This is a genomic window from Oligoflexus sp., assembly GCF_035638955.1.
Taxonomy (GTDB): domain Bacteria; phylum Bdellovibrionota_B; class Oligoflexia; order Oligoflexales; family Oligoflexaceae; genus Oligoflexus.
The window spans coordinates 71,258-84,976 of record NZ_DASQYZ010000120.1 but is presented as its reverse complement, the minus strand read 5'-3'; the positions used below and the strand labels follow the sequence as shown (position 1 = coordinate 84,976).

Genomic DNA, 13,719 nt, shown 5'->3' with positions numbered 1-13,719 from the left:
GCCAGGGTGCGGTCCAGGGCCACGGCTACGATATCGGTGGCCTGGGGTTTGAACGAAGACAGTTTGGTTCCCGCTTCATTTTCAATGCGACAACCGAAACTTGCCGGTGTTCCGCCCAGGTTCGCATCGTGAGCGCAGATCAGGAACGATCCACCAATGGGTGTGGGTTCAACCGCCACTTCGCTATCAGAAAGTTCCGAGCTATCGTCCTTTGAATCCAAAGTTGTTTGTGATGGATCGCTTTTGAGTTTGGGATCCTGGCACGCGGACACGGCCACAATCAGAAAGCTGACGAAGAGGATTCGCATCAAGGCAACTCCTTATCCGGGTGCTCCTTACCTTATCGACAAGGGGGCTGCCTTTTCTGAGACAAACGGAAAACCTGGGACATTACAGGGCGATGGACTGGCTTTCATCCATCGGCTCATCCCGCCCAAACGGAGGTTCGGCATCCCTCATGCCGACCCGTCCAACCAACGGCAATTTAAGGGCCGGACGCAGAAAATCTATGCCGAGCGAGAGACCGAGGACATTGAACTCAATCCCTTCACCCAGGCCCATGGTCAGGCCCAGCACGCCGAGTAGCGAAAATTGCACGCCGGTCCCGGTTTCCGAGACACCCACCAGATCACCGTCACCGATCCAATCCTTGCCTATGGCATGCGGAGGAAGTTCAAAACGCAATGCCGGAGATTGACGGATGATGTGGGAAACAAAGGTATTGCTGTTCGGGCCGGGCCAGGCGCGATAGAAGTCCTGATACGGATAGGATTGAACCGCAGCCTGAATTTGAGGGATGGCCCGCTCTGCGATCAAACCCTTGAGTTCATAAAGGAGGTCGGCATCAGCCCCAAACCAGCGACGGTCTGGGATGTCTTCCTGCTTAACGACGGTGCTTCCCGTCCGCCTGAGGCCGAAGTTGGTGACGTGATACGTGGTATAAGCCGCGGCGTTTTTTTCCTTGATCGCCACCCAGGTGTGAACAGCGAAATAACCGCGCCATTTAAAGGCTCTTGCCGCATAAATTTGCACCAAGGCTTCCGGTTCGTTTTCGGGAAGGGCGGCCACTCCCATGCTGGTGCGGTCCGCAGTTCGCCAATCCTGAGCCGAAACCCCATACGATGAAAGGCCCAGGGCTGTGAGTATCAGCCAGGTCAAAAACTTTGAATTCATGCATCTTGCCTCGGATTCATTTATGTTAAGCCGAGAATAGCGCAGCGGGGATGAGGTTTTTTTAAGTCAACCCGGAGCCGCAGAGTCGGGGCATCCGGGATCGTCATCTCAGTGCTTGTCAATGGCCGAGGCTTTGAGGGCAGCCGGCCGTTCCACCATGCGATTGACCCAGCTTTGAAGGGCGGGAAATTTCGCCACATCAGCGCCAATCATCGAACACAATCGAGCTACCGACGCGACGTTGATATCCCCCAAGGTGAAGCTGGTGCCGACCATATACGTGCGGCGCTGCAGATGCCGATCGAGAATGTCATTCAACGGCAGGATTTTTTCCAGACTTCTGGTGATCAGGGCATGGTCGCGATGGGCTTCCGGAACAAACACTTTTTGGATAAAGGCATCAATGATCGGCTTTTGATATTCAACCAGAGCCCAAAAACTCCACTTCAATACGTCAGCCTTTTCCTGCAGGTCGGCACCAAGCAAGGCAGGCTTATATTTTTCGGCCAAATAGAAATTGATAGCCATGGATTCCCACAGGACGAAGTCGCCATCCTTCATCACCGGAACCTTGCCGTTCGGGTTCATCCGCAGAAATTCTGGCGTCTTATGCTCCTGGTTCTTCATATTGACAGGAATGGCTTCATAGGGAATGCCAATTTCTTCCAAAGCCCAATGGCAACGTCCTGCACTTGATCCCGCGGGTCCGTAAATCTGTATCATTTCCTCATCTCCTGCAGCATGGGAGCTACTTCTATTAGCTGAGTTGGCATGATCGTGAACGCCAACAAGCTAACTTCGAGTGCGATACGAGTCAAGGATAACAGATTCCAGGTGGATGGCACTGGCATATTGCCTGGGTTGACCCTTCGCAAAAAGGCGCGGCATACTGCGCTCATCAAGGAGGTCTTCATGCTCGTCACACAGCATAAATTTTGGATAGCATTCAGTCTTGGTCTTTCGGGTGGGGCGGTGCAGGCCGCGACGGACGCCGATCAGGTGATCGAATTTCAATATCAGGTGCACATACCAGCCGTGAAAGCTGAAGATCTGCCCTTGCAGGTCATGATTCCCCTGGCCCCGTCCAACGAGCAGCAAACCATTCTGGACCGTAGCATTCAATCCGACTCGACCACGGTGATCCAGGAATCCGAGGTTCGGAAAGAGGCGACCTACGGCAACGAATTTTGGGCCTGGAAGACCGACAAACCACGCCGTGAGCCCACAACGGTCACCGTTCGGTATAAAGTTCTGCGTCATCTCCATAGCGCTGGAACATGGCAGGATGCGACCAAGGCTGATTACAAGGTCGGTGAGACCACATCGATGAAGCGGTATCTGCAGGCCGATCAAAGGGTGCCGATTGAAGGTGAGCTCGTGACGAAGCTGCGCAAGGAAATTCCCAAAGCGGCCGTCACGCCTGTGCAAAAAGCCAAGGCCATCTATGATTATGTCGTCGACACCATGGAATATAAAAAAGTTGGGACCGGCTGGGGCAACGGTGACACATACTGGGCCTGCAGCCAGAAATATGGCAACTGTACGGATTTTCATGCACTGGTGACATCGATGGCTCGAGCGGAAGGCATTCCGGCAAAATTTTCCATTGGTTTTCCCATCGCGATGGACAAGCCGCAGGGTGAGATTGCGGGATATCATTGCTGGTTGGAACTTTATTTGCCTCAGCTCGGCTGGACGCCGCTGGATGCGTCGGAAGCCAAAAAGAATCTGGCCAAGCGTGAATACTATTTCGGGAATCATCCCGCCGATCGCATTCTCTTCAGCGTGGGTCGTGATCTGGTGTTGCCTGGCATGCAGGACAAGCCTTTGAACTTCTTTATTTACCCGTATGTGGAGAAAAAAGGGCAATCGATCAAAGACCATGTGAAGACCACGTTTACCTACCGTGTGCTCAAGCTCGACGCTCTCAAAGCCACCCACTGATTATCCCTGACCAGGTCTTTGCGACTGGAATGCCGACGGCTCCCCGCGGTCGGTTCAAAATCCTTATCTCCCGGATCGAGTTTTGCACGAGACTAACAGTTGTTGTCGGATGCCTAAACTCAATCCGGGTAGAATACGATGCGAAACGAAAACATATTTGACGTCATTATAGTGGGTGGCGGTCCGGCTGGACTCAGCGCAGCGCTTGTGCTGGGTCGAGCGTGCCGCAAGGTTCTCGTGTGTGATTCCAATCAACCGCGAAACTGGGCCTCGAAACAGGTGCATGGTTTTATAGGTGTTGATGGCATCAACCCTCGCGAGTTGGTTCGAAAAACGAGGGATCAGCTGGTGAGGCTGGATACCGTTACGATTTGGGATAATGAAGTTGTCAATGGACATCGCTGGCAGAATGAATTCGAAATCATGACGAAAGATGGACGGTCCGCAGCCAGTCGCAAGATGCTCCTGGCAACTGGTGTGACGGATGAGTTGCCACCCATTGCAGGAGCCCAAGCTTGTTTCGGTAAAAGTCTTTTCCAATGTCCCTCTTGTGATGGCTGGGAGGCTCGTGGCAAGCCCATCGCAATCTATGGTCGAGGCGCCCCGTCCTACACGATGGCGCGAGCGCTTTTTGGTTGGTCGCGTGACCTTGTCATTTGCACCGATGGGCCTTCGGGTCTTATGCATAAGCAAAGAGAAACACTGGACCGGCACGGCATCCTGGTGCGCGAGGAGCCTATCGAGCAATTCGAGGAAGAGGGCGGAAACCTCCGGTCTATTCAATTCCGCAATGGAGAAAAACTCGAGCGGTCCTTTATCTTTTTCAATTTACCCAGCAAGCAAAAATCTGCGCTGGCCGAAGGTCTTGGCTGTGAATTTACGGAAGAGCTTGGGGTGAAAACCGGCCGCTATGAATCCACGAACGTTCCGGGTCTCTATGTCGCTGGCAATTTGATTAAGGATGTTCATCTCGCCATTGTCGCGGCCGCTGAAGGAGCACGGGCTGCCTTGGGCATTAATAAAGCTCTGGCCAAGGAGGATTTTGCGGTTATGGAATGAGTCGGGACGGGACATCCCGGCTCTTTTTCAGTTCCCATCGCGGCTAACGGAGTTCCGACTTCTCCAGATTCTTCATGGCCGGTCCGTTGATCACTTCGCCCTTGCAGCTGAAGCGTGAGCCGTGGCAAGGGCAATCCCAGGTCTTCTCCACCTTATTCCAACGCACGAGCCCACCCAAATGAGGACATACGGCCGACAGTGTGTGGAGTTCATTGTCGTGATCGCGATACACGGCAAGTTTTTGCAGGCCATGCCGAACGATAGCGCCTTCCCCCATAGCCACTTCACTCGGACGTGACAGGTCTGCAGGCGAGAAATAATCCCTGTACTGCAGGGCCACGTTCATATTTTCTTTAAAGAATTCCTTCAAAGATGAAAACGATTTGGCTTTGCGGGCCGGGTCATAAAGTTTTTCCCAGGGATTGCTGCGCTTGTGAACCAGATCATTCAGAAGCATGCCGGCGATGGTCCCATGGGTCAGGCCATGGCCTGAGTCACCGGTCGCAATGTAAATTTGCTCATCACCCGGATTGCGACCAATAAAAGCCAAGCAATCGACTGGTTCCAACACCTGGCCCGACCACCGTGTCACCACATCACCAGCTTCGGGGAAATTGGCTCGGGCCCAGGTTTCCAATTTGGCGAAGGAACGGTCGGGGTCTTCGCTTTGACCTGTCTTATGATCTTCACCGCCCACGATCAAAAGCGTCTGATGCTCATTCGGTTGATACAGACGCACATAGTGATACGGATCTTTCATATCCCAATAAAGAGCTTTGTTCACGCTCCCGGCTTCGATCGCAAAGGTCACAATATAGGTGCGGTAAGCGGCCTGTTTGGTGTGCATCACAAAGCGATTGTTGAAGGGCGTGTTGGTCGCCACCACCACATGCGACGCGGTATGGGTCGTGCCCTGTCGGGTGGTGATCTGATAAGGCGCCGCATGACCATGAATGTCCACGACTTCATGGTTCAACAGAATGTTTCCGCCATATTTTTGCACAGCCGCGGTGAGGCCCTTGAGGTATTTTAAAGGATGAAACTGAGCCTGATTGGGAAAGCGGATGCTCGAACCCGTGCGCCGCGAGCGCAGGGGTGGGGCGTGCAGGAGTTCAATGTCGGTAAAGCCAGCTCGTCTTGCAGCTTCAAATTCCCGACGCAATTCCTCATGCTCCGAGGCCTCGGTGGTGAAGAGATAGCCGTCAACACGTTCAAAATCACAGTCGATCCCTTCGCGCAGGCAGATCGATTCAATGATGTCGATGGCCCAGCGATGGCTTTCGGCAGCCAGAAACGACCCTTCTTCACCGAACAGTTCCTCGAGTTCGGTAAAACCGTCGTCCAAGGCACTTGAGAGGTGCGCGGATGTATTGCCCGTTTCCCCGTCTCCAGGCATGGAGGCATCAAACACGGTGACGCGCAGACCTTCCATAGCCATCAAATAAGCACAGGTCAGCCCGGCAATACCGGCGCCGATAATGCACACATCATTGGATTTGTGCGGAACCTGTTCCGCAAGATCTGGCCATTCGCCATTTTTCCAAAGGCTGGCGGGCGAGTGAGACGCAACTTTTGACATAAATACTCCTACCGGATTGCTGGGGAATATCGAAAGCTCCCTTGCCAAAGTTATGCCAGCGCGCGTGCTGGTATTTGAGGCAAGCTCCTTGCAAAGCCCGCTTTGGCCTCAAGGAAGGAGCGACTTATGCGAAGCTGTATTGACTGGATTGTTGGTTTGGCCCTGTATTCCCTGGGTATCATCCCCGTTTCTTTTGCATCAACTCACGTCGCACGGGAGTATCAAGCCGCCCTGCAGTTCCGCAAGCAATTCGCGCAGAATGCCAGCGGCCTTTATAGTCCTGATCAGATTCATCAGCTCATCTTCCTGCCAAACCAGGCCTTGCTGGATCGTCGGATGGGAGGGAAGTCCACCGTGGAGGATGTCCTGGCTTTCCACCGTTCCCAGCTTCAGACAATCCTGCCCACGCAGCTCTACAAGGAACCCGCACAAACGCCTGATCCCAAGACTGATGCGGCTGTCAGGCATCCCGTTACGATCGTGATCTTGCCCGGTATCTTTGGAGAATTCATCGATCATATCCCTTATGAAGAAATCCTGACGAATACGCAGAGCAGTTTTGCCCAGAGCTGGGCTCAAGTGGCCGCCTCACCTGATTTTACCGACCTGGTTTTCGACCTGGACACCATGCAGCAAAAAGATCAACCCATGCGTGACCTGGTGGCGGCAGGGAGTATTGATGATGAGACAGGGGTGCCTCAAACCCGCATCATTCTTTTGAAAGCGCCGAAAGCCTCGCTGGAAAGTCTCGGAACTCTGGCGGAGTCTGCCGCGATCTATCAAAGGCGACTGACCAAAATTTTTGAACGCCTGGGAACACCCAAGCATGCTTATTTTCTCGGATATTCACGTGGATTGAACGTGGGGCTGGAACTGGTGAGCACCACGGATGCGAAAACCTATCCTTGGATGCAGGGCTTTCGCGGCTTGATTGGCCTGGGCGGCGTCACCTATGGTTCTGCGGTGGCGGATAGGACCCTGCAACCGGACAAGCCTGAAGGCAAGGTTCTGCTCCGTCTGACGCAACTGGCTGAAGAATTGGAAGTTCCCGAAGAGGGAAGCAACTCTCTCAGTGCCGCAGCCTTGCTTGTTCGCAACACGGGGCGATGGGCGGCGGCGCTTCTGGATATCACGGCCGCGAACGGCGAACTTCAGGATCCGGTGGGTCTTACGATGGAAAACATTCAGTCGGATGCCATCGATATCAATTTTCTGGCCAGGACGTTTCGGGATATTGCTTTGGAAAAATTTCAATTGGATCGGCCCTTCTCGGATTACGCGCAGAATATCAGACGTTTTAAACTCTTCATCGCTGAAGCCCGTGAGGGAATTGAAACCCTGGGCAGTCCGCAATGTGCCGAGTGGATCAAGACGCATACGCTTCCGGAACAACTGGAATATTACGCGATCACCACGACCATGCCGGATCCTTCCACGCCGGACCATGGTGTTTCGCCCTTAACAGGTAATACGTTGGCCTATGAGCCTTCGGGGATGGACTATCGCGGCCTGCGTTCTTCGTATTACAGCTACCTCGAAGAATCCGGCATGAGCCTCAATGATTCTCAAATATCTTTGGATCGATCGCCGTTCTGGCCCGAACTGCATCAGCTGGCCAACCCCAGGCAAAAACCTTTTCGTGCCACTCTTTTGGCTGTTCTCGGCACCGATCACTGGGGTATGGCCTTTCCAGTCGCGTTGGAAACCGAATCGGGAAAGGTGAATCCTTTTCCGCGGACCGTCCTGATGAAGACCCTGGGCGAATATCTAGGGGCCCAGGAATAAGAAACAAAAAACGGGCGTAAACATCAGGAGGAATCCATGACGCGATCCTTGTGGGTGAGCTCTTTGTCTTTTTTAAGTCATTTCTATCAACCCTTGGAACTGCGGTCACGCACTGCTCTAAAGCGCGATATCCATGGTCGATAACGTGGCGTTTGCCGCGGGTACATCTCTGCAATTCGTCTCTAGTTTTCCTTACTATCGAGGGACGTATTTATGGGAAACCTGGGTCGCGGATCGTTATGCTCTCTACCTGGGCCTTGGCCTGCAGATCCGCAATGCGAAAACCGAATTCATGACGCTCGATGGTGAAACCCTGGTGAGCAATCGAGACGTTGGTCCCGTGCCGCTCCTGGCTCTCGCCATGAACTACCGCCTGACTCAGAGGTTCGCCCTGGAATTCGAAGCCGAAGGCAATCATGCTTCGTCGGCCATCTTTAATGGTGATGAGGAAGGTGAACCCACCGGAGCTTTGCTTGATGCGAGTTTGAAGCTAACAGCCCAAATCAATAGGCGGTTTCGCGCCTTTGGCAGCTTGCGTTCGATCAGCGGTGGTTCACGCGGCACGGCGCGCGATCAGGATCCAGAAACCGGTGATGGTTTCAGCAGCAACTGGATCGACCTCGCTGCCTTCAGTATTGGCCTGGTCGCGAACCTGGACGCCTTTTAGGTAAGGCTTGACCAGGAAGAATATGCCGACCTTACGACATCTTAAAATTTCCCAATCCTGGTAAAATAAAGGAGTCACCGTTGTGGAAAAAAATCATTGCGTCGAAACTCCTTTCTTTTGTGGGCCCTTTTTGTTGCGCTCCTGACACTATCTGTTAGCGCAGGCAATAGGGCCTTCGCGACCGAAAAACGCCTTGTTTTGAGTGACCAGCTCGATCACCTCCCTGATCCCGAGGGCAAGGAGAGTTTGGCAAGTATTCTGGCTGCTCCCAGGGAACGCTGGCAGTCGGTGCGCGGACAGATCGTAAATTTCGGCTTTAGTCATGCCGTGCATTGGTTTCAGCTGGAGCTGCCGCGATGCGCCTCGCCTCAGCAGGAACGGATCTTTGAAATAGCCTATCCGCCCCTGGATGACATCACGGTTTGGGAAATGGTCCCGCAGCGTGCACCATTGGTCCATAGGATGGGTGATAGACGGCCTTTCGCCGATCGTCCCATCCAGCATGTGAATTTCGCCCTGCCGGTTGGCTGCCATGATGCGACCGTTCTTTTACTGCGGGTGCAGTCCACCAGCGCCATGCAGCTGCCGCTCGTCTTGTGGGATAAGGAAACGTTTTATGCGGAAGCCGCCAGCGCGCTCATGCCGCAGTTTTTTTATTTTGGCGCCATGCTCATCATGGCCCTTTATAATCTTTTCGTCTTTATTTCAGTGCGCAAACTTTCTTATCTGTTTTACGTGCTCTTCACCCTGTCGTTCGCCACGTTCCAGGCAGGCTTGAGTGGCATCGGCTTCCGTTATGGTTGGCCCAACCTGCCGCTCATCAACGATTTTGTCGTTGATAAGTCACTCAATTTGGTGGCTATGTTTGCTCTTGGTTTCGCCATGCAGTACATGCGAGCGAGAACCCGATTCCCGAAACTCCACCGTCCGATCCATATATTCTGGTGGTCCGTGGTCGGCTATCACGTGGTTTCGTTTGCGCTGCCTTATCAGATCGCGATCAAGATTACGATCGTGCTGATTATGCTCTCCATCAGTTTTGGCTTTTTGATCAACATCATGTGCCTTTGGAAACGCCATCGGGAAGGCTACTTTTATATTGTGGCCTGGAGCATGTTCTTGAATGCGGCAGCAATCCTGGCCATGAATAAGCTGGGTCTGGTGCCACGCAATGTGCTGACGGAAAATAGCGTGCAGTTCGCCTCGCTCCTGGAGGCCATGCTTCTTTCCTTTGCCCTGGCCGACCAAATGAACATTCTTAGGCGCAATCTCGCAGCCAGTCACAAGCAGCTTAAGGCCACGTTGGATTCCATCGAGACCATCGTCGAGGAAAAAACGGAGGATATCCGTTCGATCCTTACGACCGTTCAGCAGGGAATCATAACGGTTCGCGGCCATGAGCTCCTGATTGAATCCGATCACTCGCCTTATGCCCTCCAGGCTCTCAAAACGCATCACCTGGCGGGTGTTCCCCTCAAGAAAGCCTTTCTGGATAAGTTGGAGCTGAGTGAAGATCAAAGACTGCGTATTCAATCCGCTCTGCAGGTTTGCCTGGCGGACGGTTTGATTGCTTTTGAACTCAATGCCAGTCAGTTTCCCAGTGAACTCCGGCTTAAGACCGAAGAGGGTCCGTTGGATCTGGTTGTGGATTGGACACCAATTATGCAGGCCCAGGGTGTCATCGATCGCTTTCTGATCGTCTTCCGCGATGTGACGGCCTGGAAAAAACTGGAATCCTTTCAGGCCAGTCAAAGCGAGATGCTGCGGAAATTGCAGCAGATGATGCAGGCTGAGCCACTCCTGCTGCGAAAGTTTCTGATGCAGTCCGAAAAACTGCTGGATGTTCATCTTTCGATCAGCATGCATGTGGACCCGGCTACCATTTTGAAAAACATCTTCATCGATATTCATACGTTAAAAGGCGAGTCCCGCTCCCTGGGTCTTTTGGATCTGGCGGATGCCTGTCATCGCCTTGAAGATGGCATGTCCCGCATGCGCTCAGGCCAGGATGAAATGAGCCAGCTGGCTCTCCAGTCGATGCTTATGGAAACACAGGAGGTCCTGCATTCCTATCAACGCATCTACCAGGAGCGCCTCAAGGGACTTGTGAGCGACAGCGACGTTTTAGTAAAAATGGATCAACTGGAAGCCTGGCAGAAACAGCTCGGTTCCATGGCCAGGAAATATCCTGACGAGCGGGTCAAACTGGAAGGCATGCTGCGGGATATGAATGCAATTCTTTACATTACTTTTGATCAATTTCAAAGCAAGCTCCGCCGTTGGTGCCGTAGAATTGCTGTGGATCTCGGACGACCGGAGCCGAAGCTCGATATTGCAAGTGAAGTTCAATATCTGGACAGCCGCGTGATGGAAAGTCTGGATAAAATCTTTATTCACCTTTTACAAAATGCTCTCGCCCATGGCATCGAAGCGCCCGAAGTGCGGCGGATGCACGGCAAGCTTCCCCAAGGATCGATTGCCATCCGTTTCGAGCGAACGGAGACCCTCATTCGTATGCTGATCCGGGATGATGGTCGCGGCTTCGATCGCGCGCGCATTCAACGGAAGGCGTCTCTGCTTGGACTCACCGTCGGTGACCTTAAACTGTCTCCGGATCGACTCAAAGAACTGGTGCTGACCTCGGGCTTTAGCTCTTTGGAATCCGTGCATTCCTATGCTGGGCGAGGCGTGGGCCTCGATGCCGTTCAAGGCGTCATCAAACAGCTGGGGGGACAGCTGCACATTGAACTTTTTGCTGAGGAAATTCCAGGTTTTATACCCTTTGAATTGCGGGTCGACCTGCCTGCGCACCTGTTCCCTGCAACCGTGATCGTCGATGATCGGACCTCGCCTGCACGCACTGCCTAAGCCTCCACATGCACCACCTCCGGCTCACTAAGTTCTCATGCTGATTTGCTTATATTCCCCTCGTATCCTCGGGTTTGCTGCGCCGCATTTCAGGACAACAATTTTATTTGATTCGTATTATCTTCTTGTGCGGAAGGGCCTAACAAGGCATTGATGAGCAAGGCCCTCGAGTGATCTCTAACAAAGCGAGATAACCGTGAAAATGCTAAAAACTGTTGGGGTGGGACTTGGGATCTGCCTTCAGCTTGCGGCCTGCGGGAGCGGTTCTTCCAAGAAGGACAACCCTCAGACGGCACCGGTGGCTCCCTCGGCTCCCGTGGATCCTAATGCAGGCCTGATCGATGAAACAAAGCCTGCGGATGTTGATTTGCAGAATCATATTGTGTTCGATCGTCAGGTGGATGAGGCATCTCAGGACGGTCTGCGTCGTGATTTTGTTCGCATCGAGCGCTTTGATTTGACGACCGGCACCGAGAATGATGACGTCCTGAAGTCCTTGCTTGGCGTTCAGGATCTGCAAGGAGCGACGATGAGCAAATGGCTCAAAGATCGCGTGCGTTATATGTTGAATGCCGATCTTTCCCTGTATCGCATGGGAACCGTCATAGCTAGAAACCAAAGCTTGAAACTCTTCAGCGAAGCACCATCAAAACCGGAAGAATCCCGGAATGTGGCTGCTGTCATGATCGGTGCCGCATTGTATAAATACGGTAAAGATCTGCGCGTAAGCCAACCGTCTGTTAATTATGTGATGATCGAAGTCAATGATGTGTGGGTGCATGCCAACACTCAACGCAATGGCGTGATGCAAATCGGACCGGCGCTTTTTGACCCTGATTTTCAACCGAATCGTGTCGATGCCGCGGCTTATGCCAACACTGCCGTTCGAGTGGATACGCTCTTTCATGAAGCACGGCACGCGGATGGCAACAGTGCATCCCGCAGCCTCGGCTTTCTGCACGTGGAATGTCCAGCCGATGCGGGGATCGCGCCGGAAATGGTCGGTCAGCCCGCCTGTGACAGCAATGCCAATGGACCTTACACTGTGGGCAGCCGCATTCTGAAAGCGTATATTAAGAAATGCGGACGCCTGTGTTCCGCGAAGGACAAAACCGTTTTGGAAGCTTTCCTGTTGGATAGCGTGTCCCGTGTGGTCAAAACACCCAACGGTCAGTTGCCATCCTTGGATGCGGCACCCGAAGATGGTTTTACGCGCGTTGATATCTCAGCCTTCGCGCTTATTCCAGCGCACCCGAACTGAGGGACCTATGAAGCGTCAGCACATTGTTCTGTTTCTTATCGCAGCCCTTGTGCTGATCCTGATGCTGGTTCAGAAAAGGCCAGCAGCCGACCTACGTTCCGAATCGGGGAAGGATGTCGTGCAGGTCCCCGAGCCCGTTGAACCCGCACCAGAGGCATCAGGGGCGGGGACGATGCCATCGGAGTCCAGCTCGCCAGCCGTTCCCCCTTCACCAACTGAAACACCAGCCAAGGCACCCAAGCCAGTCCCTGAGAAGATTCAGGAAAACTTCCGGGCCGCGCGTCAGGCCTTTCAACAGAAGGACGCCATAGCCCGTGCGAAACCGTCCGAGGTTCATCGAATGCCTCAGCCCACTCTGGAAGCTGCGCAGCGGCTTGGCGAGATTGCTGAACTGGAAACTCAGCACCCGGAACAGGCCGAAAGTTTTGGAAATTTTTATCTGGAGTGCGCGCGTGACGAAAGGACCATCACAGTCATTCGAGCCCAGTGTCTGGATAAGTATGTGAAGGGGGCGAGGTTGGATTCGACCAGCCAAAAGCAACTGGTCCAGGGTTTTCCTGACGAAATCGTGCGCCTCTATGAGGCCCTGCAGGACTGATTAACCCAGTCGGAAATAATGAATATCGATCGGCAGCTCATGACCTGGAATCATGAGCTTTTCTTGTTCGTAGTGATATTTTTGCTTCAGGTCGGAGCCGAACCGAGCCACTGCATACCGCCCTGGATCCGCAATGATCACGTGACATCGTTGTCCCGCATGGCGCTGAATAAAATCCTCAAGTTGGGCATAGAGATCCGGTTCGTAAAGGATGTCACTCCCCAGAATCAGGTCATAGGTCCCGAGCTGGGTTTTGGCATTTTGAAAGGACGTCAGATGAAAGGTCAGGGTCTTCAACCGATTGCGCTGGCAATTGCGGGCCAGGAGGGACGCCACGCCGGGGTGGTGGTCCATGGTCTCGACCTGAGCCCCCATGCGAGCACAGAGCAGGCTGGGTAGGCCCAAGCCGCAGCCGATTTCCAATACCCGCTGGCCACGCAGAGGCCACCTTTTTTGGACAAGATAAGACGCCAGACCTTCCGCGGCTGGCCATAGGCTGCCAAACAGCGGCGGTTCGGGCAAGCCCTTGGCCGGATCGCTTAATTCATCAAAATGGGCTGAAAATTCGCGATCAAGATCCGCGAAGATTTCGAGCTCAAAGCGTTCCTGAGCCACGTCGACTGTTTTTACGGTAAAGCGATTTTTCATACTTCCATTTTCATGGCCCTGACGGCCCGGTTCAATGGGAAAAAGTTTCCTACCTTGAGAGAACTTCCAAGTCAAGCGAGGCTCAATGTTTTGGGGCAAAGCCCGAAAGGGAAGGGGGATTTAACGACGTTTCTGTG

12 protein-coding genes are annotated in these 13,719 nt (G+C 53.3%); 7 read left to right on the top strand and 5 right to left on the bottom strand.

Annotated elements, in window-relative coordinates; translation table 11 throughout:
- The 3 genes from VE954_RS11840 to VE954_RS11830 all read right to left on the bottom strand — a co-directional run.
- The coding region (locus VE954_RS11840) for a hypothetical protein (protein WP_324952916.1) at nt 1-308 on the bottom strand (308 nt) is incomplete at its 3' end.
- Nucleotides 309-390: 82 nt separating this feature from the next.
- On the bottom strand, nt 391-1,173 hold the full coding sequence (locus VE954_RS11835; RefSeq protein ID WP_324952914.1) for a DUF3750 domain-containing protein: 783 nt from the start codon (nt 1,171-1,173) through the stop codon (nt 391-393).
- A gap of 108 nt (nt 1,174-1,281) precedes the next feature.
- Nucleotides 1,282-1,896, bottom strand: coding sequence for a glutathione S-transferase family protein (locus VE954_RS11830; protein WP_324952912.1), 615 nt, complete (start codon nt 1,894-1,896; stop codon nt 1,282-1,284).
- 189 nt (nt 1,897-2,085) lie between these two features.
- Between VE954_RS11830 and VE954_RS11825 the strand changes: the two genes are divergently transcribed.
- Together VE954_RS11825 and VE954_RS11820 are read left to right on the top strand one after the other, a co-directional pair.
- On the top strand, nt 2,086-3,117 hold the full coding sequence (locus VE954_RS11825) for a transglutaminase domain-containing protein (protein ID WP_324952910.1): 1,032 nt from the start codon (nt 2,086-2,088) through the stop codon (nt 3,115-3,117).
- Between the two features lie 138 nt (nt 3,118-3,255).
- Nucleotides 3,256-4,176, top strand: a complete 921-nt coding sequence (locus tag VE954_RS11820) for an NAD(P)/FAD-dependent oxidoreductase (RefSeq protein ID WP_324952908.1) — start codon at nt 3,256-3,258, stop codon at nt 4,174-4,176.
- A 43-nt stretch (nt 4,177-4,219) separates the two neighbouring features.
- On the opposite strand, the gene VE954_RS11815 is transcribed toward VE954_RS11820, so the two are convergent.
- Nucleotides 4,220-5,755, bottom strand: coding sequence for an FAD-dependent oxidoreductase (locus VE954_RS11815; RefSeq protein ID WP_324952906.1), 1,536 nt, complete (start codon nt 5,753-5,755; stop codon nt 4,220-4,222).
- 126 nt (nt 5,756-5,881) lie between these two features.
- Between VE954_RS11815 and VE954_RS11810 the strand changes: the two genes are divergently transcribed.
- From VE954_RS11810 to VE954_RS11790, 5 genes are all read left to right on the top strand, one after another.
- Nucleotides 5,882-7,540 carry a hypothetical protein gene (locus VE954_RS11810; protein WP_324952904.1) on the top strand — a complete coding sequence of 553 codons (1,659 nt, stop codon included), beginning with the start codon at nt 5,882-5,884 and terminating at the stop codon, nt 7,538-7,540.
- Nucleotides 7,541-7,673: 133 nt separating this feature from the next.
- Nucleotides 7,674-8,207, top strand: coding sequence for a hypothetical protein (locus VE954_RS11805; RefSeq protein WP_324952902.1), 534 nt, complete (start codon nt 7,674-7,676; stop codon nt 8,205-8,207).
- 96 nt (nt 8,208-8,303) lie between these two features.
- Nucleotides 8,304-11,075, top strand: a complete 2,772-nt coding sequence (locus VE954_RS11800) for a 7TM diverse intracellular signaling domain-containing protein (protein WP_324952900.1) — start codon at nt 8,304-8,306, stop codon at nt 11,073-11,075.
- Nucleotides 11,076-11,271: 196 nt separating this feature from the next.
- Entirely contained in the window at nt 11,272-12,336 is a 1,065-nt protein-coding gene (locus VE954_RS11795) for a hypothetical protein (protein ID WP_324952898.1), read from the top strand.
- 7 nt (nt 12,337-12,343) lie between these two features.
- Nucleotides 12,344-12,934, top strand: coding sequence for a hypothetical protein (locus tag VE954_RS11790; protein ID WP_324952896.1), 591 nt, complete (start codon nt 12,344-12,346; stop codon nt 12,932-12,934).
- Here VE954_RS11790 and VE954_RS11785 read toward each other — a convergent pair whose 3' ends face one another.
- Entirely contained in the window at nt 12,935-13,582 is a 648-nt protein-coding gene (locus VE954_RS11785; protein ID WP_324952894.1) for a class I SAM-dependent methyltransferase, read from the bottom strand.
- Between the last annotated feature and the right edge of the window lie 137 nt (nt 13,583-13,719).